Annotated in this window: 23 protein-coding genes; 16 read left to right on the forward strand and 7 right to left on the reverse strand. The window is 67.6% G+C overall.

The features are described from left to right. Positions 1-6: 6 nt before the first annotated feature. Positions 7-1,023 carry a TIGR00266 family protein gene (locus ACTJJM_RS07980; RefSeq protein WP_010487363.1) on the reverse strand — a complete coding sequence of 339 codons (1,017 nt, stop codon included), beginning with the start codon at positions 1,021-1,023 and terminating at the stop codon, positions 7-9. Between the two features lie 158 nt (positions 1,024-1,181). Between ACTJJM_RS07980 and ACTJJM_RS07985 the strand changes: the two genes are divergently transcribed. After that, on the forward strand, positions 1,182-3,449 hold the full coding sequence (locus ACTJJM_RS07985) for a TonB-dependent receptor (protein WP_010487361.1): 2,268 nt from the start codon (positions 1,182-1,184) through the stop codon (positions 3,447-3,449). Positions 3,450-3,555: 106 nt separating this feature from the next. Here ACTJJM_RS07985 and ACTJJM_RS07990 read toward each other — a convergent pair whose 3' ends face one another. Next, entirely contained in the window at positions 3,556-4,395 is an 840-nt protein-coding gene (locus ACTJJM_RS07990; RefSeq protein WP_126559612.1) for an acid phosphatase, read from the reverse strand. Positions 4,396-4,658: 263 nt separating this feature from the next. Between ACTJJM_RS07990 and ACTJJM_RS07995 the strand changes: the two genes are divergently transcribed. Together ACTJJM_RS07995 and ACTJJM_RS08000 are read left to right on the forward strand one after the other, a co-directional pair. Beyond that, on the forward strand, positions 4,659-5,537 hold the full coding sequence (locus tag ACTJJM_RS07995; RefSeq protein ID WP_010487357.1) for a hypothetical protein: 879 nt from the start codon (positions 4,659-4,661) through the stop codon (positions 5,535-5,537). A gap of 11 nt (positions 5,538-5,548) precedes the next feature. After that, positions 5,549-6,751 carry a DUF4785 domain-containing protein gene (locus tag ACTJJM_RS08000; protein WP_043397767.1) on the forward strand — a complete coding sequence of 401 codons (1,203 nt, stop codon included), beginning with the start codon at positions 5,549-5,551 and terminating at the stop codon, positions 6,749-6,751. Positions 6,752-6,837: 86 nt separating this feature from the next. Here the strand turns inward: ACTJJM_RS08000 and ACTJJM_RS08005 are convergent, their stop codons facing one another. Continuing rightward, positions 6,838-7,659, reverse strand: a complete 822-nt coding sequence (locus ACTJJM_RS08005) for an ABC transporter ATP-binding protein (RefSeq protein ID WP_019338123.1) — start codon at positions 7,657-7,659, stop codon at positions 6,838-6,840. Positions 7,660-7,810: 151 nt separating this feature from the next. On the opposite strand from ACTJJM_RS08005, the gene ACTJJM_RS08010 reads away from it, so the two are divergent. The 4 genes from ACTJJM_RS08010 (at position 7,811) to ACTJJM_RS08025 (ending at position 11,926) form a co-directional block, all read left to right on the forward strand. Next, the gene (locus ACTJJM_RS08010) at positions 7,811-9,013 is read left to right on the forward strand and encodes a DesA family fatty acid desaturase (RefSeq protein WP_241874967.1); all 1,203 of its coding nucleotides are present in this window, start codon (positions 7,811-7,813) and stop codon (positions 9,011-9,013) included. Beyond that, positions 9,010-9,342, forward strand: coding sequence for an EF-hand domain-containing protein (locus ACTJJM_RS08015; protein WP_019338125.1), 333 nt, complete (start codon positions 9,010-9,012; stop codon positions 9,340-9,342). The genes ACTJJM_RS08010 and ACTJJM_RS08015 overlap by 4 nt, the downstream gene beginning before the upstream one ends. Positions 9,343-9,403: 61 nt before the next feature. Beyond that, complete coding sequence (gene mutM, locus ACTJJM_RS08020) at positions 9,404-10,216, forward strand: bifunctional DNA-formamidopyrimidine glycosylase/DNA-(apurinic or apyrimidinic site) lyase (protein ID WP_010487344.1); 813 nt, start codon at positions 9,404-9,406, stop codon at positions 10,214-10,216. Between the two features lie 105 nt (positions 10,217-10,321). Beyond that, a complete protein-coding gene (locus ACTJJM_RS08025; protein ID WP_043397778.1) occupies positions 10,322-11,926 on the forward strand; it encodes a glucan biosynthesis protein in 1,605 nt (534 codons plus the stop codon). A gap of 42 nt (positions 11,927-11,968) precedes the next feature. Here the strand turns inward: ACTJJM_RS08025 and ACTJJM_RS08030 are convergent, their stop codons facing one another. Further along, positions 11,969-12,676: a sel1 repeat family protein gene (locus tag ACTJJM_RS08030; RefSeq protein ID WP_010487340.1), complete on the reverse strand. Its 708-nt coding sequence runs from the start codon at positions 12,674-12,676 to the stop codon at positions 11,969-11,971. Positions 12,677-12,771: 95 nt separating this feature from the next. Next, positions 12,772-13,392, reverse strand: coding sequence for a thymidine kinase (locus tag ACTJJM_RS08035; RefSeq protein ID WP_010487338.1), 621 nt, complete (start codon positions 13,390-13,392; stop codon positions 12,772-12,774). Between the two features lie 101 nt (positions 13,393-13,493). On the opposite strand from ACTJJM_RS08035, the gene ACTJJM_RS08040 reads away from it, so the two are divergent. The 4 genes from ACTJJM_RS08040 to ACTJJM_RS08055 all read left to right on the forward strand — a co-directional run bounded on the left by ACTJJM_RS08040 (position 13,494) and on the right by ACTJJM_RS08055 (position 17,441). Beyond that, entirely contained in the window at positions 13,494-15,470 is a 1,977-nt protein-coding gene (locus ACTJJM_RS08040) for a UvrD-helicase domain-containing protein (protein ID WP_241874965.1), read from the forward strand. Positions 15,471-15,553: 83 nt separating this feature from the next. Then, positions 15,554-16,318: a DUF3592 domain-containing protein gene (locus tag ACTJJM_RS08045; protein ID WP_157805993.1), complete on the forward strand. Its 765-nt coding sequence runs from the start codon at positions 15,554-15,556 to the stop codon at positions 16,316-16,318. A gap of 21 nt (positions 16,319-16,339) precedes the next feature. Then, positions 16,340-16,825, forward strand: a complete 486-nt coding sequence (locus ACTJJM_RS08050) for a DUF3592 domain-containing protein (RefSeq protein ID WP_100049978.1) — start codon at positions 16,340-16,342, stop codon at positions 16,823-16,825. Between the two features lie 91 nt (positions 16,826-16,916). Then, the gene (locus ACTJJM_RS08055; RefSeq protein WP_100447289.1) at positions 16,917-17,441 is read left to right on the forward strand and encodes a GNAT family N-acetyltransferase; all 525 of its coding nucleotides are present in this window, start codon (positions 16,917-16,919) and stop codon (positions 17,439-17,441) included. Between the two features lie 117 nt (positions 17,442-17,558). Here the strand turns inward: ACTJJM_RS08055 and ACTJJM_RS08060 are convergent, their stop codons facing one another. Beyond that, a complete protein-coding gene (locus ACTJJM_RS08060; RefSeq protein WP_241874964.1) occupies positions 17,559-18,212 on the reverse strand; it encodes a YceH family protein in 654 nt (217 codons plus the stop codon). Between the two features lie 101 nt (positions 18,213-18,313). On the opposite strand from ACTJJM_RS08060, the gene ACTJJM_RS08065 reads away from it, so the two are divergent. The 4 genes from ACTJJM_RS08065 (at position 18,314) to plsB (ending at position 23,973) form a co-directional block, all read left to right on the forward strand. Further along, positions 18,314-19,237 carry a 5'-nucleotidase, lipoprotein e(P4) family gene (locus ACTJJM_RS08065; protein WP_043397789.1) on the forward strand — a complete coding sequence of 308 codons (924 nt, stop codon included), beginning with the start codon at positions 18,314-18,316 and terminating at the stop codon, positions 19,235-19,237. Then, positions 19,234-19,959 carry an orotidine-5'-phosphate decarboxylase gene (pyrF, locus tag ACTJJM_RS08070; protein WP_197601546.1) on the forward strand — a complete coding sequence of 242 codons (726 nt, stop codon included), beginning with the start codon at positions 19,234-19,236 and terminating at the stop codon, positions 19,957-19,959. The genes ACTJJM_RS08065 and pyrF overlap by 4 nt, the downstream gene beginning before the upstream one ends. 424 nt (positions 19,960-20,383) lie before the next feature. Continuing rightward, the gene (locus tag ACTJJM_RS08075; protein ID WP_019338155.1) at positions 20,384-21,337 is read left to right on the forward strand and encodes a hypothetical protein; all 954 of its coding nucleotides are present in this window, start codon (positions 20,384-20,386) and stop codon (positions 21,335-21,337) included. Then, on the forward strand, positions 21,337-23,973 hold the full coding sequence (gene plsB, locus ACTJJM_RS08080) for a glycerol-3-phosphate 1-O-acyltransferase PlsB (protein ID WP_029380147.1): 2,637 nt from the start codon (positions 21,337-21,339) through the stop codon (positions 23,971-23,973). Before ACTJJM_RS08075 ends, plsB begins: the two co-directional genes overlap by 1 nt. Positions 23,974-24,079: 106 nt before the next feature. Here the strand turns inward: plsB and ACTJJM_RS08085 are convergent, their stop codons facing one another. Beyond that, positions 24,080-24,283 (reverse strand): YdcH family protein, encoded by a 204-nt coding sequence (locus ACTJJM_RS08085; protein ID WP_005421068.1) that lies wholly within the window; start codon positions 24,281-24,283, stop codon positions 24,080-24,082. A gap of 91 nt (positions 24,284-24,374) precedes the next feature. On the opposite strand from ACTJJM_RS08085, the gene ttcA reads away from it, so the two are divergent. Beyond that, positions 24,375-25,307, forward strand: a complete 933-nt coding sequence (ttcA, locus tag ACTJJM_RS08090; protein WP_010487320.1) for a tRNA 2-thiocytidine(32) synthetase TtcA — start codon at positions 24,375-24,377, stop codon at positions 25,305-25,307. Positions 25,308-25,321 lie beyond the last annotated feature (14 nt).

Genomic DNA, 25,321 nt, shown 5'->3' on the forward strand with positions numbered 1-25,321 from the left:
AGGGGCTCAGAACCGGTTGTCGCCGTCCAGCATCCGGCCCAGGCCGCCCAGCACCGAGCCTTCGCCGCGGCTCTGGCCGCCGCCCTGCGGCGCCGCCATCCACATGCGCCCGGCCAGGCGCGAGAACGGCAGCGACTGCAGCCAGACCTTGCCCGGGCCGGTCAGCGTGGCCAGGAACACGCCCTCGCCTCCGAACAGCATGCTCTTGATGCCGGTGACCCGGCGTACGTCCATGTCCACGGTCGGGTGGTAGGCCACCACGCAGCCGGTATCCACGTCCAGTCGCTCACCTGCGGCCAGCTCGCGCTCGACCACGCAGCCACCGGCGTGGATGAACACCCAGCCGTCCCCCTCCAGCTTCTGCATGATGAAGCCTTCGCCACCGAACAGGCCGGTCATGATCTTGCGCTGGAACTGCACGCCGATCTGCACGCCGCGCGCGCCGGCCAGGAAGCTGTCCTTCTGGCAGATCAGGCGGCCGCCATGCTGGTCCAGCTTCATTGCCAGTACGGTTCCGGGGTAGGGGGCGGCGAAGGCGACCTTGCCCTTGCCGTGGCCGCTCTGGGTGTAGACGGTGGCAAACAGGCTCTCGCCGGTCAGCACGCGCTTGCCGGCGGCCATCACCTTGCCCATGAAGCCGCCGCCCTGGTCGCCGTTGGCGGCGCCGAACACCGTATCCATCTGCACGGTGGCGTCCTTGAACATCAATGCGCCGGCCTCGGCAATGGCGCTCTCACCGGGGTCGAGCTCGATTTCCACGAACTGCATTTCATGGCCGACGATGCGGAACTCGATGTCGTCGGCGCGGCTGCTGGCAGCGGCGGGGACCGGCGGCGGGGTGTTCGGCATGCCCGGGGCCGCGGACTGCAGTTCGGGCACCTCGGCGATCGAGGTCCACCCGCTCATGCCCTGGCACCAGGCCAGGGAGCGCGGGTTGGCCTGGGCGTAGCGGCGCGCGGCCTCGTCATCAAGCGGGCCGATACGCTCGGCCTGGGCGGAGGCGTGGAAGTACCACTGGGTCATGGCGGCGGGTCCGTCGCGGTGGAAACCCCGAGTCTAGCGAGCGCCCGGGGGCGTCGGCGACGGGGCCATGAACGGCGGGCGTTTGCGGCGCAGGTGCTGTATTGCAACAATTATCTGGTAGCGCCGTTTTACCACCCCTCCAAACACAGCCTACCGCCATGTCCCCGACCCGTACTTCCCGTGGCCGCCTTCCGGTCGCGCGCCCCCTCGTTGCCGCTCTTTCCGCCCTGCTGCCGCTGGTAGCAGCCGCCCAGGAAACCCCCGCTGCCAAGGATCCAGTTGCCCTCGATGCCCTGCAGGTGACCGCGCAGCGCCGCGTCGAGAACGCTAAGGACGTACCGGTCGCACTGAGCGCGATCCAGGGCGAGAAGCTGGATGTGCTCGGTTCGGCCGGCGATGACATCCGCTTCCTGGCCGCGCGCGTGCCCAGCCTCAACATCGAGTCGTCCTACGGCCGTGCCTTCCCGCGCTTCTACATCCGCGGCCTGGGCAACACCGATTTCGACCTCAATGCCTCGCAGCCGGTGTCGCTGGTGTACGACGACGTGGTGCAGGAAAGCCCGCTGCTGAAGGGCTTCCCGCTGTTCGACCTGGCCAACGTGGAAGTGCTGCGTGGCCCGCAGGGCACCCTGTTCGGCCGCAACACCCCGGCCGGCGTGGTCAAGTTCGATTCGGCGCGCCCGTCGCAGGATGCCGACGGCTACGTGCGCGTGGGCTACGGCAGCTACAACAGCTGGAACGTGCAGGGTGCCTACGGCGGCCCGCTGACCGATCGCTGGTCGGCACGCGTCTCGGCCATCTACCAGCGCCGCGATGACTGGGTCGACAACACCCGCGCCGGTGCGCCGAACAGCGGTTTCGAAGGCTATGACGAAGCCGCCGGCCGCGTGCAGTTCCTGTACGAAGGCGATGACTTCGAAGCGCTGTTCAACCTGCACAAGCGCAAGCTCAACGGTACCGCCCGCCTGTTCCGCGCCAACATCATCCAGAAGGGTGGCAACGGCCTGGTCGAGAACTTCGACCGCGACAAGGTGGCCAACGACGGCGTCAACTTCTCCGATCTGGAAACCTGGGGCGGCAGCGCGCGCCTGCAGTGGAACCTCGGCTCGGTGACCCTGCACTCGATCACCGGTTATGAAACCGCTGAATCGCTCAACCGCGGCGACATCGACGGTGGCTACGGCGAGGCATCGCTGGGTGCCGGCAACTACGGCCCGGGCCTGATCCCGTTCGCGTCCGAGTCGGCCGACGGCCTGCCGCATCACCGCCAGTGGACGCAGGAGTTCCGCGTCGAATCCAACGAATGGGGCCGCTTCGACTGGCAGGCCGGCGTCTTCTATTTCGATGAAGACGTAACCATTGACAGCTTCAACTATGACTCGCTGAAGCCCGGCAACCCGCAGACCGGACATGCCGTGCAGAGCCAGCGCAACAAGGCGTGGGCGGTGTTCGCCTCGGGCGATTTCGACGTCACCGACCGCTTCAAGCTGCGCGGTGGCGTGCGCTATACCCAGGACAAGAAGGACTTCACCGCCCGGGTGCTGCAGGCCGTGCCGTTCGGCACCCCGGTCAGCGGCCCGTATCTGGCCAACACCGACGTCAATGACGTCAGCTGGGATGTCAGCGGTGTGTACAAGCTGACTGACGACATCAACGCCTACGCCCGCGTCGCCAAGGGCTTTCGTGCGCCGTCGATCCAGGGCCGCTTGGCGTTCGGCGGCGTTTCGCAGGCCGATTCGGAGAAGGTCATCTCGTATGAAGCCGGCATCAAGGCCGACCTGTTCGAGCGCCGCGCGCGCCTGGGCCTGAGCGTGTTCCGCTACAACGTTGACGGCCAGCAGCTGATCGCCGTGGGTGGCACCAACAACACCGCCACCCTGCTCAACGCCGACAAGACCATCGGCCAGGGCGTGGAACTGGACCTGGAAGCCTACCTGGCCGACAACGTCCTGCTGACCTTCGGCAGCAGCTACAACGACACCGAGATCAAGGACAAGGATCTGGCGGTGGCGGTCTGTGGTGGTGGCTGCACTGTTACCGACCCGATCACTATGATCGGCGGCAAGCCCTATGCGCTGGTCAACGGCAACCCGCTGCCGCAGGCGCCGAAGTGGATCCACAACGCCACCCTGCGCGTGGGCTTCCCGCTCAGCGACGGCAGCGAGCTGTACGCCTACACCGACTGGGCCTACCGCAGTGCGGTGAACTTCTTCATCTACGAGTCGCCGGAATTCCGCGGCCGTAGTTCGCTGGAAGGTGGCCTGCGCCTGGGCTACAACTGGGATTACGGCCAGTACGACGTGGCTGTGTTCGGCCGCAACCTGACCAACCAGACCCGCGTGGTCGGTGCAATCGACTTCAACAACCTGACCGGCTTCCTCAACGAGCCGCGGACCTGGGGCGTGGAGTTCACCGCGAAGTTCTGATGCGGTGACTGCGGTAATGCAATGAAGAAGGGCCGGCGCAATGCCGGCCCTTCTGTTTCCTGCTTCCTGTAGAGCCGAGCATGGCTCGGCTCTACAGAGGCGTGGCTTACAGCGCGCTCTGCGGGCGCACCTTCAGCACCGCATTCTCGGTGGCGCAGTCGCGGCTGGAGTGCCGACCAGCCTTGCGCGCCGCTTCGATCTCCTTGCGTGCGGCCAGCAGGTCCTTGTTGAACGCAGCGTTGTCGTGCAGGCGGGCCACGGCGGCGGCGCCCATGAAGCGGCCTTCGAGGATGTCGCTCTGCCAGTGCACGTTGCACACCAGGCGGCTCTCGCCGTAGTTGCGGCCGCGCGCCTGGATGGCATCGGCGCGATCCGGTGCGATCTCCGACAGGATCAGGGCCCAGGCCCAGCCGATCGAGGTGTGGCCAGAGGGGTAGGAGCCGTTCTTGCGCAGGCCGTCCTCGTCCTTCGGCGAGCAGGTCGGCTCACCATTGACCATGAATGGGCGCGGGCGCTGGTAGTGATTCTTGGCAGCCTTGGTCGCCGCGCTGGCGTCGATCCGGCTGCGCTCCAGCAGTCGGTACAGCGCCGGTGTCTTCACCGCATCGATGTCGATGTCGGCGGCGCAGGAGAAGTGGTTGGCGCCTTCGGGGAAGCCGAGTTCCGCATCGACACCGGCCTGGGCGAAGCGCGGGCTGCCACGCAGCGCGCGGGCTTCACGGCTGACCTGTTCGTCCAGGGCGAGGGCGGCCGAACCGGCCACCGGCGGTGCCGGCACCAGGTCGAGGCTGGCCGGTACCGCGCTCTTGTCCAGATAGCCCACCGCCTTGGTGGTGGTGTTGGCTTCGACGGCGGTCGGCTTGGCGACGGTGGCGGCACAACCGGCCAGGGCCGCGATGACGGCAAGGCCGAGCAGCGGGCGGGCAGGGTGGGAAATCAGCGACATGGACAGGCTCCGGGAGAGAAAAACAACGCGCCATGATCGCAGCCCGAATACGACACCGCAGTGGCCATCGGTCATATGGCCAGACCCGGCATGGTCATCGCAGCAGTATCAAAAGCGTCATCAAGTGACGTCAGTCTTCTGAATCCGGGCGCAGCGCACGGACTTTCACGCGACTGCGCCGCGAGCATCGGCACAACGGCACGCACCAGGAGCCGTCAGTTCCAGCCGGGTCGGGGGGATCCGCAGACAGAGGGAGAGAAGCGATGCGCAGCACCGCAACAGGAAGTACCGTCCTGGCCCTGCTCCTCGGGCTGGCAGCAACGCCGGCGCAGGCCGCCGACGTGGTCGGCGTGGCCTTCGTGCATGGCACCGGCGCGCAGACCAACGCCACCCAGGACTACTGGCAGCCGGCCATCATCGACACCGTGCGCCAGGGCCTGCCGAACAGCAGCAACTATGTGGTCATCAACTGCGACTTCACCCAGTACATGTGGAAGCCGGAGGCCGCCGGCTGCCTGGCCAACCAGCTGACCCGCTTCATCGACAGCCGCGGCATCACCCAGCTGGTGGTGATCACCCATTCCAACGGCGGCAACGTGGTGCGCTGGATCCTGTCCAACCCGACCTACGACAGCCGCTACCCGAAGATCATCCGCACGGTGCGCAAGGTCACCGCGCTGGCGCCGTCCTCGGCCGGCACGCCGCTGGCCGATGCGGTGCTCAACGGCAACACCTTCGAAACCTCGCTGGGCTGGCTGCTGGGCTACAAGAACGACGCGGTGCGCCAGCAGCAGGTGGCGAGCATGGCTACCTACAATGCGCAGAACCTGTACGGCACCGCAGGCCGTCCCGCCCTGCCCAAGCCGTTCCGTGCGGTGGTCGGCAGCGACGTGGAATCGGCGGTGTGGGACAGCAACAGCTACTGCGGTGGCTACGCCGCCAATGTCGGCCTGGAGTTCACCCAGAACTGGCTGTCGTCCTGCTCCGATGGCTTCCTGGAGTGCAGCAGCCAGAAGGCCGCCGGCACCACCTGGTTCACCGACAAGGCGCGTACCCAGGGCGCGGAACCGCTCAGCCACAACCAGAGTCGCCGCGAGTGCTTCGGCCTCGGCACCCTGCTGCGCAACGACCTGACCCAGTGAGGGAGACGACCATGACGATTCATTCCACCCTGCTGGCCGGCGCCGTCCTGGCAGTGCTGTCCCTTCCCGCAGCGCAGGCCGCGCAGCTGCTGCAGGCCGCCCGTGCAGGCGATCAGGTGCCTGCCGCCCTGGTGGCCGCGCCGCTGCCCGCCGATGAAAGCGAACACGCGCCGTTGTCCTTTGCCTGGGCGCTGGACCCGGCACAACCGCTGCAGGCGGCCACGCCGTATGCCTCGGTCAGCCGCAGCTACTGGCAGCAGGTCGATGGTACGCAGCTGCAGCGCGGCGTGGACTTGCCGCTGACCGCTGCCGATGCGGTGATCCAGCTGAGTCCGGCCGAAGGCGCGCGTGCAGTGCCGGCCAACACGTTGCAGGTGCGCGACCCGGCCGGCCGCAGCAGCGTGGCGCGCAGTGTCGACGCGCGCGCGCTGCAGCAGGCCGGCATGCCGGTGAGCGATGGCAGCAGCATGCTGCGCACCGGCGCGACCAGTGCGGCCGGTGCGTACACGCTGCAGAGCACGCAGGCACAGGGCCGCTACGTGGTGCAGGTGCTGGAGCCGAACAGCCCGCTGCGGCTGGAAGTGCAGGCCAACCAGGCGCAGGTGCTGGCCGGTGGCAACGTGCAGCTGCAGGCACGCTTGCTGGAAGACGGTGCCACCACCGCGCAGATGGCCTCGCGCCGCGGCAGCCTGGGCGGTGAAGCCCTGCTGGTCGCACCGGATGGACGCAGCTGGCCGCAGCGGTTGCTGCGCACCACTGATGGCAGCCTGCGCGCGCAGGTGCGGATCCCGGCCGACGTCGGCACCGTGCAGGGGCTGTGGGAACTGCAGGTGTTCGCCCAGGCCGATGGCGTGCTGCGCGATGGCAAGGTGGCCTTCGCGGTGGCACGGCCGACCGCGCGCTTCAGTGGCCAGGCGGTATCGGACCCGGCCAGCCGCCAGGTGGCGCTGCCGCTGCAGGTGGCTGCAGCGGGCCGCTACGAGGCGCGTGGCACGCTGTATGCCACTGCCCGCGATGGCCAGCTGAAGCCGGTTGCACAGGCGCACGCGGCGGCGTGGTTCGATGGCCCGGGCGCAGGCCAGCTGGTGCTGCCGTTCGGCCAGGCCGCATTGCCGGCTGGTTTTGGTGCGCCGTACGAGCTGCGCGACCTGCAGCTGCAGGACCAGAGCCGGATGGCACCGATCGAGTCGCGCGCGCTGGCGTTGAAGTTCTGAGCAAGGGTGCAGCGGGCCGGGTTCCGGCCCGCTGTACCGTTTTCTGTAGAGCCGAGCCTATGCTCGGCTCTACAGTGGCATGTCGATTATCCCGCGTACGCGGTCAGCCGGCCTTCCTGCTCGCATACGGTGATCGCGCCACCGAACACCGCCGACAGCGGTTCGTTGCGCAGCAGCTCGGCGCGGGTGCCATCGGCCAGCACACGGCCATCGCGCAGCAGCACCACCCGCTCGATTTCGGGAATGATCTCTTCGATGTGGTGGGTCACCAGCACCAGGGTGATGCCCTGCTGGGCCAGTACCCGCATGGTCGCCACCAGCTGTTCGCGGGCGACCAGGTCCAGCCCGGTGGACGGTTCGTCCAGCAGCAGTGCCTGTGGCCGATTGACCAGCGCGCGCGCGATCAGCACGCGGCGGGTCTCGCCGGCCGACAGCTCGGCGTAGGCACGCTCGCGCAGGGACAGCGCGCCGGTCATCGCCAGTGTCTCGCCGACGCGTGCACGCATGTCGGCGGTCACCTCGCGGAAGGCGGGCACCACGTAGCTGGCAAAGAAGCCGGACAGCACGGCCTGTTCCACGGTCAGCCCCGGCATGTCGGCCAGGTTGCTGCTGAGGTCGCCGGTGACGATGCCCAGCTGCGAGCGCAGCCGGTCCACCTGCCAGCGGTTCTGGCCCAGCACCTTCACTGCCACCGAGCCGTCGCCCTGCGCCAGCGGGTACAGCTCGCGGGTGATCAGTTTGATGAAGGTCGACTTGCCGCAGCCGTTGGGGCCGAGCAGGGCGGTGTGCTGGCCCTGTGCAATGCGCAGGCTGAGCCCGTGCAGCACCTTCACCTGGCCGCGCACCACGGTGGCGCGGTCCAGTTCGATCAAGGGGGGCAGCTCCGCGATGGGCGGGGCCGCAGTCATGGTGCTGGCGCGTGGATCAAGGCTCGACAACTCAGGTCCCCAACTGTGAACGGTGCCACGGATGGCGATGCGAAGCACCGCCGCAGGGATGCAGTTTGCAACGCAAGCGCCCATGATGTCTGCCATCCCCGCGTCGATCCGGAGCGCTGCCATGCCTGATGCCCTGATGTCCCTGTTGACCGGTGGTGTGCTCGGCCTGGGCGGGTGGGCGATGCTGGCGGTGCTGCTGGTCTTCACCCAGATCACCATCTTCTCGGTGACCCTGTACCTGCATCGCAGCCAGGCCCATCGCGGGGTCGACTTCCACCCGGCGCTGGCCCATGTGTTCCGCTTCTGGCTGTGGCTGACCACCTCGATGATCACCCGCGAATGGGTGGCCATCCACCGCAAGCACCACGCCAAGGTGGAGACCGAGGACGACCCGCACAGCCCGGTCACCCGTGGCATCGGCAAGGTGTTCTGGCATGGCGTGGAGCTGTACCGCGAAGCGCGCGGCCAGCGCGCGGACATCGAGCAGTACGGGCGCGGCACCCCGGATGATGCGATCGAGCGCCGCCTGTATACCCCGCATGCCACGCTGGGGCCGGTGCTGTTGTTCGCGATCAATACCGTGTTGTTTGGCCTGCCCGGCGTGGCCCTGTGGGCGGTCCAGATGGCGTGGATCCCGTTATGGGCAGCCGGCGTGGTCAATGGCCTGGGCCACTGGTGGGGCTACCGCAACTACGAGTCCGCCGATACCTCCACCAATCTCACGCCGTGGGGGTTCTGGATCGGTGGCGAGGAGCTGCACAACAATCACCATGCCTTCCCCAGCTCGGCGCGCTTCGCGATGCGGCGCTGGGAGTTCGACATTGGCTGGAGTGCGATCCGCCTGCTGCAGGCGCTGCGCCTGGCCAAGGTGCTTCGCGTTGCACCGGCCATGGACGTACGCCCGAACATCGCGGTGCCCGATGCCGAAACCCTGAAGGCGCTGCTGTCGCACCGCTTCCAGGCGATGACCGACTACCAGCGCAACGTGTTCATGCCGGCCCTGCGCGAGGAAGCGGCACAGGCCGGGGCCAAGCTGCGCCGCCTGCTGCCGCGCCGGCTGCGCCGTGGCCTGGTCAACGACGGTCGCTGGTTGAAGCCGGACAGTCGTGCCCAGCTCAGCGCATGGGTGGCACAGCGCCCGCGCATCCGCACCCTGGTCGAGTACCGGGGGCGCCTGGCCGCGCTGCTGGAAGCGCGCGGCCACGATGCGGCCGAGCGCCTGCATCAGCTGCAGGCCTGGTGCCACGAGGCCGAGGAAAGTGGCATCGCCGCGCTGCAGGCCTACGCCGCGCGATTGAAGGGCTACAGCCTGGTGGGCGCGTGAGGGCAAGGTACCGACTTCTGCTGGTGGCGCTGTTGCCGGGTGCGGCGCTGGCCCAGGTCACCGATACCGCCAGCTATCTGCAGCGGATGGACAGCGATGGCGACGGCCGGGTAAGTGAATCCGAGTACGTGCAGTGGATGCTGTATGCCTTCGACCGCATGGACCGCAATGGTGATGGCGTGCTGACGGCCGAGGAGCTGCCCGGTGGCAAGGGCAGGGCGATCAGCCGCGAGCAGCAGCGGCAGGTGATCGTGAAGCGCTTCCACACGCAGGATGCCAACGGTGATGGCGTCCTGGATGCCCGTGAACTGGCGGCGCCGCCACGCTGACTCTGCACCGTCGCCGGTGCCATGCCCGGCGGCTTCGCATGGCCCGGCGTAGAATCACCGCATGCCTGAACTGCCCGAAGTCGAAACCACCCGCCGCGGCCTGGCGCCGCACCTGCAGGGTCGGCGCGTGCATGGCGTGATCCTGCGCCGGGCCGATCTGCGCTGGCCGATTCCGCCGGAAGTGGCCGAGCTGCTGCCGGGCCAGCGCATCGAGGAGATCCGTCGCCGCGCCAAGTACCTGCTGCTGGACACCGCCGTCGGCAGCGCGGTGCTGCACCTGGGCATGTCCGGCAGCCTGCGCGTGCTGCCGGGCGATACCCCGCTGCGCGCCCACGACCACGTCGACATCAGCCTGGACAACGGCCGCCTGCTGCGCTTCAACGACCCGCGCCGCTTCGGCAGCCTGCTCTGGCAGCCGGCCGGCGAAGTCCACCCGCTGCTGCAGGGGCTGGGCCCGGAACCGCTGGACGACGTGTTTGACGGCGACTACCTGTTCGCCCGCAGCCGGGGCCGCAGTGCGCCGGTGAAAACCTTCCTGATGGACCAGGCGGTGGTGGTGGGCGTGGGCAACATCTACGCCGCCGAAAGCCTGTTCAAGGCCGGTATCAGCCCGCTGCGCGAGGCCGGGAAGGTCTCGCGCGAGCGCTACCAGCGGCTGGCCGACGCGGTGAAGGAGATCCTCGGCTACGCCATCACCCGTGGTGGCACCACGCTGCGCGACTTCATCAGCCCGGATGGCGCGCCGGGCTACTTCGAGCAGGAGCTGCTGGTATACGGCCGCGATGGCCTGCCGTGCCCGAACTGTGGCCGCGCGCTGAAGCACGCCACCATCGGCCAGCGCGCCAGTGTCTGGTGCAGCCACTGCCAGCGCTGAGCCGGGCGGCCAGCGGCAGCTGAACGGGCAGGGGACGTCTCCGCTGCCCGTTAACGTTTGTCTGCCTATGATGGCCGACCTTCCCTCTGTGCCTGACGCGCCTGCATGCAACGACGCGACTTCATCCGCAATGCCTCCCTCGCCCTGGCTGCATTCGGCCTGCCGTCCCTGCCCGCGTGCGCGGCCAGCAGGAGCGGCCAGATGGGCCTGCGCCGCCTCGGCCAGCCGCAGCCGTTCGACTTCGCCACCCTGAAGGGCCAGGCGCGCGCGCTGGCGCAGGCGCCCTACAAGAGCCACAAGCGGGTGCTGCCGGGCCGCCTGGAAGGCCTGGACTGGGACCAGTACCAGTCGATCGGTTACCGCCAGGACCATGCGCTGTGGGCCGACCAGCCGGGCAAGTTCCAGGCCAAGTTCTTCCATCTGGGCCTGTACTTCCACTCGCCGGTGCGCATGTTCGACGTGGTCGACGGCAAGGCGCAGGAGCTGGCCTATGACGGCGCGGCGTTCAACTACGGCAAGAGCGGGATCAAGGACGGCGAGCTGCCGGCCGATCTGGGCTTCGCCGGGTTCCGCCTGAACACGCGCAAGGACACCGACCGCGACTTCGCCGCCTTCCTCGGCGCCAGCTACTTCCGCGCCGTTGGCAAGGAGGGCCAGTACGGTCAGTCGGCGCGTGGCCTGGCGATCGACACCGGCATGGGCAAGCCGGAGGAATTCCCGGACTTCATCGCCTACTACCTGGAACAGCCGTCGGCCGATTCGGAAACGATCGTGGTCTACGGCCTGCTGGATTCGCCCAGCGTTGCCGGCGCCTATCGCTTCGCGATCACCAACGGCGACGTGCTGCTGATGGACATCGACAGTGCGCTGTACCCGCGCAAGGCGATCGAGCGGTTGGGCATCGCCCCGTGCACCAGCATGTACCAGGTGGGCGAGAACGACCGCCGCATGGCGTGGGACTGGCGCCCGGAGATCCACGACACCGACGGCCTGTCGCTGTGGACCGGTGCCGGCGAATGGATCTGGCGGCCGCTGCTGAACCCGCGCAACCTGCGCTTCAACATGTTCGTGGACCGCAATCCGCGCGGTTTCGGCCTGCTGCAGCGCGACCGCAACTTCGACCACTACCAGGACGACGGCGTGTTTTACGAGAAGCGCCCGTGCCTGTGGGTGGAGCCGAAGGGCGAGTGGGGCGAGGGTTCGGTGCAGCTGGTGGAGATTCCCACCGTGGACGAGACCTTCGACAACATCGTGGCGTTCTGGAACCCGAAGGAAAAGCCGCAGCCGGGCCAGGAGCTGCTGGTCGGCTATCGCCTGTACTGGGGCGCCGAACCGCCGGCACGGCCGCCGCTGGCGCACTGCGTGGCCAGCCGCACCGGCCTGGGCGGCGTGGTCGGCAAGAAGCGCGAGTACTTCAGCTGGCGCTTTGCGGTGGACTTCGAAGGCGGCGAACTGGCCGGGCTGATCGACAAGGGTGAGGTCGAGGCGGTGGTTGAAGCCAACCGTGGCCGGGTCGAGATCGTGTCGGCGCGCCCGCTGCGCGAGATCAACGGCTACCGCGCGATGTTCGACCTGGTGCCGCCGGAAGGCAGCACCGAGCAGATCGACATCCGCCTGTTCCTGCGCAGTGGCGGCAAGACCCTCACCGAGACCTGGCTGTACCAGTACACCCCGCCGCCGGCGGGCGCGACGGAGCGCACGCTGTACTGAACGGATGCGGCTCGGTGCCGGCCACACGCTGGCACCGTTGCTTCAAGGCTTGCTGTCGGTGGCGTGCGACTGGGTCGGCACACCCACTTCCACCGTGCCCCGGCGGATCTTCATCCAGGTTTCGTCCTGCCAGCGCTCGTACTGCTTCGGATCCCAGTACTTGGGGTCGTACAGACGGTCAGCCTTGATGGTGCGGGAGATTCCGCCGTCCATGTACACGATGTCGACGTTGTTGGACATTGAGCCGACGCGGCTGCCGGTCATCTCGCGGCGCCCCTTTCTGAGCACTTCGGCCATGCGTGGGCGCGCGACCTCGTCGCCATACTCGGCGCGCAGCGCGCTTGCCTGCGCACGCGCCGCATCATGCTGCTCCAGCGGCAGCGTGGCCCAGTACTCGTTGCGCAGCTCGACGAACAACGGATAGCCACGTTCGGCGGCCACCTCCATCCAGGCATAAGCCATGACCGGATTGCGCGGCTGCTCTACCCCGTACCAGTACATCTCGCCGAGGTAGCCCTGGGCAGGCTTGTCCGCGTACCGCGCGGCCAGCCGGAAGTTGTCCATCGCGCCGTTGACATCGTTGCGACGCAGCGCGTTGACGCCCCATTGCCGGTACATCATGTCCGGGTGGCTGTCCATGAAACCGGCGCCGATCACCGCCGCATCGTCTTCACCGGACGGGCGTTCGGCCGCGATCACCAGCGGAGGCAGCAGGAGCAGCAGCGGCAGCAGCAGGAGGGCGGAACGCATGTCGGACTTCCAGTTCGGCAGCAGGAGTGCCGCAGCCTAGGCGCGACAGCGCTTGCTTGTAAACCGCTGGAGGTCATGGCGCACCGGCGCGCCTGCTACAACGGCAGCGGGGCCTGCGCCGGATCGATACGCCCTTCACCGCGGGTGATCTTCTTGAACTCGGCGCGGCTGACCGACACGTAGCGGTCGTTGCCGCCGATCTCCACCTGCGGGCCGTCCTGTACCGCGTGGCCATGCTCGTCCACGCGCACGGTCATCGTCGCCTTCTTGCCGCTGTGGCAGATGGTCTTGATCTCCTGCATCTCGTCGGCCCAGGCCAGCAGGTACTGGCTGCCTTCGAACAGCTCGCCGCGGAAGTCGGTGCGCAGGCCGTAGCACAGCACCGGAATGCGCAGCTGGTCGACCACCTCGCTGAGCTGCCAGACCTGGGCGCGGGTCAGGAACTGCGCCTCGTCCACCAGCACACAGCCCATCGGCCCGTTCGTCGCCAGGTCCTGCTCGACCCAGCGTTGCAGGTCGGTGTCACGATCGAAGGCCATGCCCTCGGCGCGCAGGCCGATCCGCGAGGCGACCACGCCGGCGCCGGCACGATCGTCCAGGCGCGGGGTCAGGATCGCCACCCGCATGCCGCGCTCGCGGTAGTTGTGAGCGCTCTGCAGCAGGGTGGTGGTCTTGCCGGCGTTCATCGCCGAATAGTAGAAATAGAGCTTGGCCATCGGCCGATTGTACGCCGCTGCCCCGGCACGCCGAAGCCGTTCAGCATCCCCATCGGCCGGCGGCTGTGGCCGTCACCCGGGCCCGCTACAATCCCCCTCCAATGCACGGTCTCAATCCTCCCCAAGCCGCCGCCGTCCTGCACATCGAGGGCCCCCTGCTGGTGCTCGCCGGTGCAGGCAGTGGCAAGACGCGCGTGATCGTCGAGAAGATCGCTCACCTTATCGGCTGCGGGCGCTATCCCGCGCGCCGCATTGCGGCGATCACCTTCACCAACAAGTCGGCCAAGGAAATGCGCGAGCGCGTCGCCAAGCGCCTGCGCGAGCAGGATGCCGACGAGGTGACCATCTGCACCTTCCACGCCCTGGGCCTGAAGTTCCTGCAGATCGAGCACGCCGCCGTGGGCCTGAAGCGTGGATTCTCGATCTTCGATGCCGACGATGCCGCTGCGCAGATCAAGGACCTGATGTATGGGGCCAAGCCCGACGACATCGAGGACATGAAGAACCTGGTGTCGCGCGCCAAGAACGCCGGCCTGTCGCCCGAACAGGCGATGGCCGCCGCGCGCAGCAACCGCGAGAAAGAAGCGGCCAGTGTCTACGAGCGTTACCAGCTGCGCCTGACGGCGTTCAACGCGGTCGACTTCGATGACCTGATCCGTTTGCCGGTGCAGATCCTGGAGGAAAATCCGGAGATCGCGCTGGCCTGGCGTGAGCGCATCGGCTACCTGCTGGTGGACGAATGCCAGGACACCAACGACGCGCAGTACCGCCTGCTCAAGCAGCTGGCCGGTGAGAAGGGCAACTTCACCTGCGTGGGCGATGACGATCAGTCGATCTACGCCTGGCGTGGTGCCAACCCGGAAAACCTGCAGCAGATGGGGCGTGACTACCCCGCGCTGGAAATCATCAAGCTGGAGCAGAACTACCGCTGCTCCAACCGCGTGCTGCGCGCCGCCAACGCGCTGATCGCCAACAATCCGCATGAGCACCTGAAGAAGCTGTGGAGCGACCAGGCCGACGGCGAACGCATCCGCGTGTGGGAATGCCGCAACAGCGAACACGAAGCGGAAAAGGTCGCCGCCGAAATCGCCTTCGTGGCGCAGTCGCGCAACGTGCCGTGGAGTGATTTCTGCATCCTGTTCCGTGGCAACTTCCAGTCGCGCCCGCTGGAAAAGGCGATGCAGCTGCTGCGCATTCCCTACCACCTGACCGGCGGCACCATGTTCCTGGAACGCCAGGAAGTGAAGGACACGCTGGCCTGGCTGCGCCTGCTGGTGAACCCGGACGACGACACCGCGTTCATGCGGGCGGTGCAGTCGCCCAAGCGCGATGTGGGTGCCGGTACGCTGGCCAGGCTGGCCGAGCTGGCGCAGGAAAAGGACATGCCGATGGCGCATGTGGCCGAGACCATCGGCGCCCTGCAGCAGTTGCCGCCGCGCGCGGCCAACAGCCTGGCGCGCTTCACCGACATCCTGCGCGACCTGCGGGCGCAGATGCGCCAGGTGACGTCCGGCGACATGATCCGCAAGGTGGCCAAGGAATCGGGCCTGCTCAGTGAACTGCGCCAGCAGGCCAAGGAAGAGGCCAGCTATCAGCGCCGTGCCAACAACATCGAGGAGCTGGCGCAGTGGTTCGAGGGCGGCCCGCGTGGCGCCACCGCCGCCGACCTGGCCGGGCAGCTGGCGCTGCTGTCGCGCAGCGACAAGGACGAGGGGGGCAATCAGGTGCGCATGATGACCATGCACGCCTCCAAGGGCCTGGAGTTCCCGTATGTGTTCATCGTCGGCTGCGAGGACGGCGTGCTGCCGCACCAGGTCAGCCTGGACGAGGGCAACCTGCAGGAAGAACGTCGCCTGCTGTACGTGGGCATCACCCGCGCCAAGATCCAGCTGTGGATGAGTTACAGCAAGCTCACCCGCAAGTTCGGCGAGCATGTGCGGTTGAAGCCAAGCCGGTTCTTCGAGGAGATTCCGGCCGAGGAGATCCAGCGCGATGGCGCGGACCCGGTGGCGGATGCGGCGCGGAAGAAGGAGCGCGCGACGGCGGGGTTGGCCGCGATCGAGGCGCTGTTCGATTGAGGATCGGAAAGCCACTAAAGTGGTATTCCAATCCGTCCGATTGACGCTTCTGGCCTTGAGCCTGCATCGGGTTAAGGCCTAGTGTGAGCGCACCCGAAGTGCGCGCCGTGTCTTTCATCGTGTCCAACGATATCCCTGCTGTTCTCACCCGTACCTTCCTCGGGCTGGGCCTGGTCCTGCTTGTTTCAGCGCTTCTGGCCTACGTTGGGGCCAGGCGCTTCCTCGATGCGGCGGTCATTGCCGATGGCAGGATCACCCATGTGGATGCCGTCAGCGTTGATCGCGGTGGTTCGCGCACTTCAGGGGTGAAGTTCCTGTACTGGGTGGACTTCACTACCAGCAGCGGGCAAGTGATGCGGTTCTTCGCAGGTCGTACCCGCCATCGTGCCTACATGACGGGCGATCATGTAGATGTGCTGTACCTGCCGGACCGCCCGGACAAGGCCCTGGTGCGTTCGCTCTCATCACCCTGGGGCCTGAGCGTCATACTGGGAGTGACCGGCGGCCCATTCTTGCTGGGGGTGGGAATTCTGCACCTGCCGCAGGCGGCGAGGGCATGGCGGCGCAGGCAGCTCCTTCGCCACGGGACACGGGTGCAAGCCAAGGTCCGGGCGATCAAGCGCGATCGCGGAGTATTTTCGGGGGGAAGGCATCCGTTCGTCATCGTCTGCGCCTGGCGCGATCCTGAAACCACTCGATGGCATGTCTTCCACAGTGCGTATCTCTGGGCCGATCCCCGTGCACAGGTGAGTGGGCGTGAACTGGATGTCCATGTCATGCCGGGCAAACCGCGCTACTACCATGTCGATATCTCCTTCATTCGATCAGCGCCAGCACCTGCACGCTGATCGATCAACCCGGCCAGCACCATGCCCACCCTCCTCAGATGTTTTTTGCTGTTTTTCTTTGCCGTGGGCCTGCTGATCCTTCTGGCCGCCGCCTGGCTGTTCGTGGACGTCCAGCGTTTCGCGAGCAAGGCCGTTTCCGTAACCGGAACGGTGGTGGCCGTCCAGGCAGAGGATGCCCGGTCGGAAATGGAGGGGATGCCCGCACGTGACATCACCCTGCATCGCCCGGTGGTGAGGTTCCAGACCGCACAGGGGCAGATGATTCAGTTCACCGCGTCCTTTGCTACCGGGGCACCACTGTACGTGGTCGGCGAACAGGTACAGGTGCTATATCCCGGCGGCATGCCTTCCAAGGCTCGTATCCAGCACCCGGGATTGCGCTGGGGCGCACCGCTGCTGTTGGCGCTGATGGGCATGGGGTTCTGCCTGATCGCCGCATGCGTCCATCGCCTGTGCGTGCGCTACTGGCCGATCCTGTTCGGCCAGCGTGACGGGGCATGTGGCTAGGCTGGGCATCGTAGTGGCCCACGTGGCCTGAGCGTGCTGCACGGCGGGCGCTGGCGTTGCAAAATCGAGGTATTCCTTCCGGAGCCCACCCATGCATCCCATCGAAAGCGAACGCCTGCGGCTGCGCCGCCTGGAACCAGACCGGGATGCTGCGCCGATGCTGGCATTGCTCAATGATCCAGGCTTCGTGCGCTTCATCGGCGACCGCAACGTGCGCGACGAAGAACAGGCACGCGAGTACATTGCGCTGCGGGTGCTGCACAGCTATGCGTTGAATGGCTTCGGCATGTATGCCATCGAGCGGTTGTCCGATGGTGCCTGGCTGGGCAACGCCGGGCTGGTGCGGCGGGATGGCCTGCCGGGGCCGGACATCGGCTATGCGGTGCTGTCGGAATTCGCCGGGCAGGGCTATGCCGGTGAGGCGGCACGCGCGGTGTTCGCGCATGCGCGTGGAGCGCTGGGCCTGCACGATCTGTATGGCATCACCGATCTGGACAACGTGGTGTCCGGGAAGATCCTGCAGGGCCTGGGTATGCAGACGCGCGGGGTGATCCAGTTGCCGGGCGTGGACAGCCCGAGCCGGTTGTATGCAACGCCCGGTGCGGCGCAGGTCTGACCCTTGATGTTGGTAGGTGCCGACTGCTGGCCGGCACAGTAGCGGCTGATGGTAGGTGCCGACCGTTGGTCGGCACTATTCAGATGCAGTGCCGACCAACGGTCGGCACCCACCCCCTCAACCGCGCAGTTCGGCCAACTGTGCCTGCAGTTCGGCCACCGCCGCTTCCAGCTGGGCCACGCGCTCGGCCAGGCCCGGGTCGGCCGCATCGCTGCTGCCACCGCCGCTGCTGGCGTACTTCGCCGCCAGCGCCGCGCCGTCCACTTCGCCGCACAGCAGGTGCATGTAGCGGTCTTCGCGCTGGCCGCTGGCGCGCGGCAGCACCACCAGCAGCGCGCGCTGCTGCAGGCGATCGATGGCGTGGCGGGCCTCGTCGGTGTCGGCGAAGCGGTGCAGGCGTTCGCTGCGCGTGATCAGTTCGCCCAGGGTCTGCGGCCCACGCAGCAGCAGCAGCGCCAGCAGCACGGTCTGCTGCCGGGTCAGGTCCAGCGCGGCCTGCAGGCGGTGCTCGTAGCGGTCCGCGCGCGAGGAGAAGTGCTGGCGGGCCAGGCCCAGCGCCTCCAGCTGGCGCAGCGCATGTTGCACGCTGCCGGCATCGACGTTCATCACCGGCTCGCGGGCGGTCTTCTGGTTGGCGGCCGATTGGGCGGCATTGACGGTCAGCGGATAGGTGTCCGGGGTGGTCGCCTCCTTCTCCACCAGGCAGCCCAGCAGGCGGGCCTGCACGGCGTCGAGCAGGGGGACGTCGGGGGTCTGGGTGGAATCGGTCATGGCGGCCTCCGGAAGGGCAACGGGTCAACCGCCAAGCATAGCCGTCCCGGGACCGCCTTTGCCGGTAAAATGCGCCGGTATATCTGATTGCCGGTGAATCCATGCGTCGTCCCGTTTCCCTGTCCCTGACCCTGCTCGCCACTGCGGCGCTGGGCCTGTCTGCCTGCAAGCGCGTGGATGCGCCTGCCGCTGAAGCCGCTGCACCGGAGGCCCCGGCCGCCGCTGCCAAGGCGGACGGCGCGCTCGATCCCACTGCCAATGACAACCTCAATGCAGTGCTGTGGATGCAGCGTGCGCAGGAGTACAGGGCGATCACCGAGCAGACCTACCGCGCCGCCGCCGACCACCTGGACGCCGCGCTGAAGGAAGCCCACTGGGATGCGCTGGTGCCGGAAGAACGCGGCAACGAGGCCAAGGGCCTGAAGCCGGCCGTGGTGCTGGACGTGGACGAGACCGTGCTGGACAACTCGCCCTACCAGGCGCGCCTGGTGCGCGACGGCAAGGAATACGATGAGTTGAGCTGGGACCAGTGGGTGGCCGAAAAGAAGGCCAAGGCGATCCCGGGCGTGGTCGATTTCGCCAAGGCCGCCAACGCCAAGGGCGTGACCCTGCTGTACATCTCCAACCGCGCCGTGCACCTGAAGGACGCGACCCTGGCCAACCTGCGCGAGCAGGGCCTGCCGGTGGCCGACGACAGCGTGTTCCTGGGCCTGGGCACCGTGGTCGAAGGCTGCGAGCAGGCCGGCAGCGAGAAGAACTGCCGCCGCCGCCTGGCCGGGCAGAAGTACCGCGTGCTGATGCAGTTCGGCGACCAGCTGGGCGATTTCGTCGAAGTGACCGCCAACACCAACGACGGCCGTGACGCGCTGCTGCAGCAGTACCACGACTGGTTCGGCGAGCGCTGGTGGATGCTGCCGAACCCGACCTACGGCGGCTTCGAGCCGGCGCAGTTCAACAACGACTACAGCCAGTCGCGCCAGGCCCGCCACGACGCCAAGCGCGCCGCCCTGGACTACGCACCATGAACCGCGCGCCGCTGCCGCTGCGCGACGACGAGCGCCTGATCTTCGCGCTGGACGTGCCTGACCGCGTGCAGGCGCTTGAGTGGGTCGACCGCCTCGGCGACAGCGTGGCGTTCTACAAGATCGGCATGGAACTGCTCGCCTCCGGCGAGTACTTCCAGGTGCTGGACGAGCTGGCCCGCCGCGACAAGCGCGTGTTCGTCGACCTGAAGTTCTTCGACATCCCGGCCACCGCCGCGGCGGTGATCAAGCGCCTTTCGCAGTGGCCGGTCAGCTACGCCACCATCCATGGCTGGCACCCGGCCATGATGGAGGCCTGCGCGGCCGCCAACAGCGGCGACATGCGTCTGCTGGCGGTGACCGTGCTGACCTCGATGGGCCGCCCGGACCTGGCGCAGATGGGCATCGACCGTGAGCCGGTGGACGTGGTGGTCGAGCGCGCGCTGGCCGCGCAGGCGGCCGGCATCGATGGCGTGATCGCCTCGGGCCAGGAAGCCGGCCCGATCCGTGCCGCTACCGGCGCCGGCTTCTCGATCGTCTGCCCGGGCATCCGCCCCGGTGGCCCGGTCGGCGATGACCAGAAGCGTACCGTTGGCGTGGCCCAGGCGTTTGCCGATGGTGCCGATGCCATCGTGGTTGGCCGTCCGATCCGCCTGGCCACCGATCCGCAGGCCGCGGCCCGGGCCATCCAGCAGGAAATCGCGTCGGCACTGGGTGCGCGCTGAGGTTCCGTTGCGAAGGCTGCAGGCCCGAACGCCATCCCGGCCCGCGCGGGATGGCGTTTTTGCATCTGTCTACCGAGCGGTTGTGCCCGAATCGCCGCAAAACCTGCCGTAGATTTCATTGCTTCCACCCCCATCATCAGGTGGATCAATAAAATCAATAGTTTAAGGCGCACTACGTGAAGTGTTGCCTTAACTTGAGCGGCAGCGTAGGATCGCCGCCATCCGGTCCTCGGACCGGACATGTGCCACAACACTGTCCACCGGCCCCGCGCCGGCTTGAAGAGCCTGTGATCCCCGTGATCCCGGCTCTTTTTTTATTCTGATCAGTGACTTGCACAAGCAACAGCGGAAACCGTGACGTCCCGGCTTGCCGCTGTCACGTCGCAGGCCGCAAGATGCGGACCGGTCCGGGGAGTCCGAGTGCATGAGCGTGGCAGTGCGAGGAAGGTCTGCGCGTGGATGGGGGCTGGCAGCCATGCTGCTGCTGGCGGTGGCCGCGTGTCGTGAATCGGCCAACGATCCGGCCAGGCCGGCGGCCGAACCGGTTGCGGCGGTGCAGGCGATGGCCCTGCGCCTGGCCGAAGACGATCTGGTCGGCTATGCAAAGCTGTCGGTACCGCCGAGCCAGTACCAGCGCCTGCAGCAGGCTTGGGCCGAGGGCCGCAGCCAGTGGCCGCTGACCGAGCTGCCGCTGGGTGACCAGCTGCTGCCGATGCTGGCCGCGCTGCGCGCGCCCAATGCCAGCGCCGAACTGCAACGCAGCTTCGACCGCCAGCTGGCAGGCCAGGCCGGTGCCGTGCGCCAGGCCGCGCAGTCGATGGGCAACTTCGGTGTGCAGTACCTGCGCCATCAGAAGGGCTACACACCGGGCCAGCAGGCGCATTACATCGCCCTCGTCGAAACCCTCGCCAGCTGGGCGCAGGGGGCACCGATCAGTGACCGCGCCCGCGCGCGCAGCACCATCGCCGCGCTGGTCGGCGCAGCCAGCAAGGTCGGCTTCGAGGATGAGGCCGGCATGCAGGCCGCGGGCATGGAAGGCAGCCTGCAGCAGCTCGCGCCGTTCATCCACACCCTCAAGGCGGTGCTGGGCAGCTACGGGCTGGGCGTGGACGATGCGCTGCGCAGCGTGCGCGGTGAGCTGCTCTCGGTGGAGGGTGACAATGCGCTGGTACGCCTGCACTACGACCTGGCTGGCCGCGAAATGACCCTGCAGCTACCGCTGAGCCGTCGCGAGGGCCACTGGTACCTGACCCGCACCCTGGCCGACACCGACGCGTTGCTGCGCAAGGCCGATGCGGCCCGCGCTGCGGCGGCCCCCGCCCCGGTTGAAGCCCCCGCCGAGGGTGGGGAAGCGGCAACGCCGCCGCCTAAGCCATAATGGCGCCGATGTCGAAACAGAACCCGCTGCCGTTCCCCGGCGAAGAATCCCAGTCGACGCCCGCCGATACGGTGCCGGCGTCCCCCTCGACCGGTACCGGCCCGAACCCGGTACCGCCGCCCGCGCATGCGCGTCCGGCCGGCCGCCGCCCGCTGTGGGCACGGTTGCTGGGCCGCCTGGTCGAGCCGTGGCTGTCGCTGAAGATCGAGCCGGAAGACCCGGGCCAGTACAACGATGGCCGCCCGGTCATGTATGTGCTGGAAGACTACGGCCTGTCCAACGCGCTGATCCTGGACAAGGCCTGCCGCCAGGCTGGGCTGCCGTCGCCGCTGGTGCCGCTGGCCGGTGATCCGACCGGCCGCAAGCGCGCCTACCTGGCGCTGTCGCGGCGCAGCTCCAGCAACTCGCTGATCCCTGAGCAGCGCGGCGCCAAGACCCATTCCGATTCGCTGGCCAAGGTGCTGCAGGCCCATCGCGTGCGCGATGACCTGGACGTGCATCTGGTGCCGGTGTCGATCTTCGTCGGCCGCGCGCCGGACAAGCAGAGCGGCTGGTTCGCGGTGCTGTTCTCGGAAAACTGGGCGCTGGTGGGCCGCTTCCGCCGCCTGCTGGCGGTGCTGCTCAACGGCCGCAGTACCATCGTCCGCTTCGCCCCGCCGATCTCGCTGCGCAGCACCGTGGACGAAGGCCTGGAGCCGGAGCGCACGGTACGCAAGCTGCAGCGCGTGCTGCGTACCCACTTCCGCCGCATCCGTGAATCGGTGATCGGCCCTGACCTGTCGACCCGCCGCCTGCTGGTGGACCAGGTGCTGGCGGCCGAACCGGTGCGCGAAGCGATCGCCTCGCAGGCCAAGCGCGACAACTCGAAGCCGGCCGACGCCTGGAAGAAGGCGCATGCCTACGCCTGGGAAATCGCCGCGGACTACTCCAGCCCGGTGGTGCGCTCGGCCAGCTTCATGCTCAGCCACGTGTGGAACCGCATCTATGCGGGCGTGCTGGTGCACCACCTGGACAAGTTCAAGGCCGCCGCGCCGGGCCACGAAGTGGTCTACGTGCCCAGCCACCGCAGCCACATGGACTACCTGCTGCTGTCCTACCTGCTGTACGACCGTGGCATCGTGCCGCCGCACATCGTGGCCGGCATCAACCTGAACCTGCCGGTGGTCGGCACCCTGCTGCGCAAGGGCGGTGCGTTCTTCATCCGCCGCTCGATCCGCGGCAACGCGCTGTACTCGGCCGTGCTCAGTGAGTACGTCGCGCAGCTGGTGGCCGGCGGCTACTCGCTGGAGTACTTCGTCGAAGGCGGCCGCTCGCGTACCGGCCGCCTGCTGCAGCCCAAGGGCGGCATGATCTCGATGACGCTGCGTGCGTTCCTGCGCCAGCCGCGCAAGCCGGTGCTGTTCCAGCCCATCTACATCGGCTACGAGAAGCTGATGGAGGGCGGCAGCTACCTGGACGAACTGTCTGGCCGGCCGAAGGAGAAGGAATCGATCTGGTCGCTGCTGTGGGGCATCCCCAAGGTGCTCAAGCAGAACTACGGCCAGGTGGTGGTGAACTTCGGCGAGCCGATCGCGCTGAACGACGTGCTGGCCGAGAAGGCCCCGGAGTGGAAGGGCGAGGCGGTGTCCGAGGACGAGAAGCCGGCGTGGCTGTCGACCACGGTGGATACGCTGGCCGAACGCATCCAGGTGCGCATCAACGGCGCCGCCGACGTCAACCCGATCAACCTGCTGGCGCTGGCCCTGCTGTCCACGCCGAAGCACGCGATGGGTGAGGCCGACCTGATCGCGCAGATCGAGCTGTGCAAGACGCTGCTGGTCGAGATGCCGTATTCGGACCGGGTGACGGTGACCCCGCATTCGCCGGAGCGGATCATCGCCCATGCCGAGGAAATCAACGTTCTCACCCGCGTCAAGCACCCCCTGGGCGATGTGCTCAGCGTCAGCGGCGATACCGCGGTGCTGCTGAGCTACTTCCGCAACAACGTGCTGCACCTGTTCACCGCCTCGTCGTGGGTGGCCTGCTGCTTCCAGAACAACCGCCGCATGAGCCGCACCGGCCTGGTCCAGCTGGGTCGCACGGTGTACCCGTTCCTGCAGGCCGAACTGTTCCTGCCGTGGAGCGAGGACGAGTTCGCCCAGCGCATCGACCAGACCATCGACGTGTTCGTGCGCGAGGGTCTGCTGCAGAACGTCAACGATGACGACGGTGGAATCCTGGCGCGCAACACCGGGCAGACCGACGAGGTGTTCCGCCTGCGTGCGATTGGCCATTCACTGCAGCAGGCATTCGAGCGCTACTACATCGCCATTTCGGTGCTGGTGAAGAACGGCCCGGGCGTGCTGGGTGCGGCCGAGCTGGAAAGCCTGTGCCAGCAGGCGGCGCAGCGTCTGAGCCTGCTCTATGCACCGGCCGCGCCGGAGTTCTTCGACCGCACCCTGTTCCGTGGCTTCATCCAGAAGCTGCGCGAGCTGCGCCTGGTGTGGCCGGACGAGAACAGCAAGCTGCTGTTCGACGAGCGCCTGGATGCCTGGGCCAAGGACGCCAAGTTCATCCTCGGCCGCGAGCTGCGCCACACCATCGAACGGGTCAGCCCGGAAGCGGCACGCCCGGACGAGCCGGCGCCGCAGGATTGAAGGTAGCGCCGGGCATGGCCATGCCCGGCGAACGGCATGCCAACCAAGGTTGGCATCTACCAGGGGCGAAGCAGTAGATCCACGCCATGCGTGGATGGGCCACCGCTCAGGCCGGCTCGTCGGGAATCTGCAGGCTTTCCAGCCTGGCGATGCAGTCCTTCAACTGCAGCTTGCGCCGCTTCAGGCGCTTGGCTTCCAGTTCGTCCTCGCCATTGGCGGCCATGCGGGTGATCTGTTCATCCAGCAGGCGGTGCTCGGCGCGCAGGGCGGCGAGGTGCTCGACGATCTCGGCGGGGCTGTAAGTGTCCACAGCCTCCGAGCATACACAGCGATGATGACTGCCGGGAGAGGGGAATCCCGACCCCCGGCCGTGGCCGCTCCGAGCCGTTAGAATGGAACCCATGAGTGCCGTGATTTCCCTTCCCGATCCCCTGCCGCGTTCCCAGCCGCGCGCCGCCCGCGATCCGCGCGTGGCCGAGCGCGAGCAGCACAAGCTGGCCAAGCGCCTGCGCCGCCAGGTCGGTGAGGCGATTGCCGACTTCGGCATGATCGAGGCCGGTGACAAGGTCATGGTCTGCCTGTCCGGCGGCAAGGACAGCTACACCCTGCTGGACGTGCTGCTGCAGCTGCAGAAGAAGGCGCCGGTGCCGTTCGAGCTGGTGGCGGTGAACCTGGACCAGAAGCAGCCGGACTTCCCCGAGCACGTGCTGCCGGAGTACCTGGCAGGGCTGGGCGTGCCGTACCACATCATCGAACAGGACACCTATTCGGTGGTCAGCCGGGTCATTCCGGAAGGCAAGACGATGTGTTCGCTGTGCTCGCGCCTGCGTCGCGGCGCGCTGTACAACTACGCCGAAACCCACGGTTTCACCAAGATCGCGCTGGGCCACCACCGCGACGACATGGTGGCCACGTTCTTCATGAACCTGTTCCACCACGCCAAGCTGTCGGGCATGCCGCCGAAGCTGCGCAGCGATGACGGCAAGCACGTGGTGATCCGGCCGCTGGCCTACGTGCGCGAGAGTGACATCGTCGAGTACGCGCAGGCGCGCCAGTTCCCGATCATTCCCTGCAACCTGTGTGGCAGCCAGGAGAACCTGCAGCGCCGCCAGGTCGGCCTGATGCTGAAGCAGTGGGAGAAGGACCACCCGGGCCGCATCGAGCAGATCGCGCGCGCCATGAGTGAAGTCCGGCCCTCGCAGCTGGCTGACACCACCCTGTTCGATTTCATGGCGCTGGGCCGTCGCGACGACGCGCCGCTGCCCGACGCCCATGCCTGGCTGGCCGGTTCCCCGGCCGACGCCGACGCAGATCCCGAGACGCCCGCCGTTTAAGGTCGGCCGCCCTT

This window comes from Stenotrophomonas sp. 22692, from assembly GCF_052045015.1.
GTDB classification, from domain to species: domain Bacteria; phylum Pseudomonadota; class Gammaproteobacteria; order Xanthomonadales; family Xanthomonadaceae; genus Stenotrophomonas; species Stenotrophomonas geniculata.

What these genes read in the sequence shown, in the direction of transcription:
- ACTJJM_RS08050 (WP_100049978.1), top strand. Translation starts at nt 16,340, where the DNA reads ATGCCCACCCTCCTCAGATGTTTTTTGCTGTTTTTCTTTGCCGTGGGC.
- ttcA (WP_010487320.1), top strand. Translation starts at nt 24,375, where the DNA reads ATGAGTGCCGTGATTTCCCTTCCCGATCCCCTGCCGCGTTCCCAGCCG.
- ACTJJM_RS07985 (WP_010487361.1), top strand. Translation starts at nt 1,182, where the DNA reads ATGTCCCCGACCCGTACTTCCCGTGGCCGCCTTCCGGTCGCGCGCCCC.
- ACTJJM_RS08000 (WP_043397767.1), top strand. Translation starts at nt 5,549, where the DNA reads ATGACGATTCATTCCACCCTGCTGGCCGGCGCCGTCCTGGCAGTGCTG.
- ACTJJM_RS08055 (WP_100447289.1), top strand. Translation starts at nt 16,917, where the DNA reads ATGCATCCCATCGAAAGCGAACGCCTGCGGCTGCGCCGCCTGGAACCA.
- mutM (WP_010487344.1), top strand. Translation starts at nt 9,404, where the DNA reads ATGCCTGAACTGCCCGAAGTCGAAACCACCCGCCGCGGCCTGGCGCCG.
- plsB (WP_029380147.1), top strand. Translation starts at nt 21,337, where the DNA reads ATGGCGCCGATGTCGAAACAGAACCCGCTGCCGTTCCCCGGCGAAGAA.
- ACTJJM_RS07995 (WP_010487357.1), top strand. Translation starts at nt 4,659, where the DNA reads ATGCGCAGCACCGCAACAGGAAGTACCGTCCTGGCCCTGCTCCTCGGG.
- ACTJJM_RS07990 (WP_126559612.1), bottom strand. Translation starts at nt 4,395, where the DNA reads ATGTCGCTGATTTCCCACCCTGCCCGCCCGCTGCTCGGCCTTGCCGTC.
- pyrF (WP_197601546.1), top strand. Translation starts at nt 19,234, where the DNA reads ATGAACCGCGCGCCGCTGCCGCTGCGCGACGACGAGCGCCTGATCTTC.
- ACTJJM_RS08025 (WP_043397778.1), top strand. Translation starts at nt 10,322, where the DNA reads ATGCAACGACGCGACTTCATCCGCAATGCCTCCCTCGCCCTGGCTGCA.
- ACTJJM_RS08030 (WP_010487340.1), bottom strand. Translation starts at nt 12,676, where the DNA reads ATGCGTTCCGCCCTCCTGCTGCTGCCGCTGCTGCTCCTGCTGCCTCCG.
- ACTJJM_RS07980 (WP_010487363.1), bottom strand. Translation starts at nt 1,023, where the DNA reads ATGACCCAGTGGTACTTCCACGCCTCCGCCCAGGCCGAGCGTATCGGC.
- ACTJJM_RS08010 (WP_241874967.1), top strand. Translation starts at nt 7,811, where the DNA reads ATGCCTGATGCCCTGATGTCCCTGTTGACCGGTGGTGTGCTCGGCCTG.
- ACTJJM_RS08065 (WP_043397789.1), top strand. Translation starts at nt 18,314, where the DNA reads ATGCGTCGTCCCGTTTCCCTGTCCCTGACCCTGCTCGCCACTGCGGCG.
- ACTJJM_RS08075 (WP_019338155.1), top strand. Translation starts at nt 20,384, where the DNA reads ATGAGCGTGGCAGTGCGAGGAAGGTCTGCGCGTGGATGGGGGCTGGCA.
- ACTJJM_RS08040 (WP_241874965.1), top strand. Translation starts at nt 13,494, where the DNA reads ATGCACGGTCTCAATCCTCCCCAAGCCGCCGCCGTCCTGCACATCGAG.
- ACTJJM_RS08005 (WP_019338123.1), bottom strand. Translation starts at nt 7,659, where the DNA reads ATGACTGCGGCCCCGCCCATCGCGGAGCTGCCCCCCTTGATCGAACTG.
- ACTJJM_RS08060 (WP_241874964.1), bottom strand. Translation starts at nt 18,212, where the DNA reads ATGACCGATTCCACCCAGACCCCCGACGTCCCCCTGCTCGACGCCGTG.
- ACTJJM_RS08035 (WP_010487338.1), bottom strand. Translation starts at nt 13,392, where the DNA reads ATGGCCAAGCTCTATTTCTACTATTCGGCGATGAACGCCGGCAAGACC.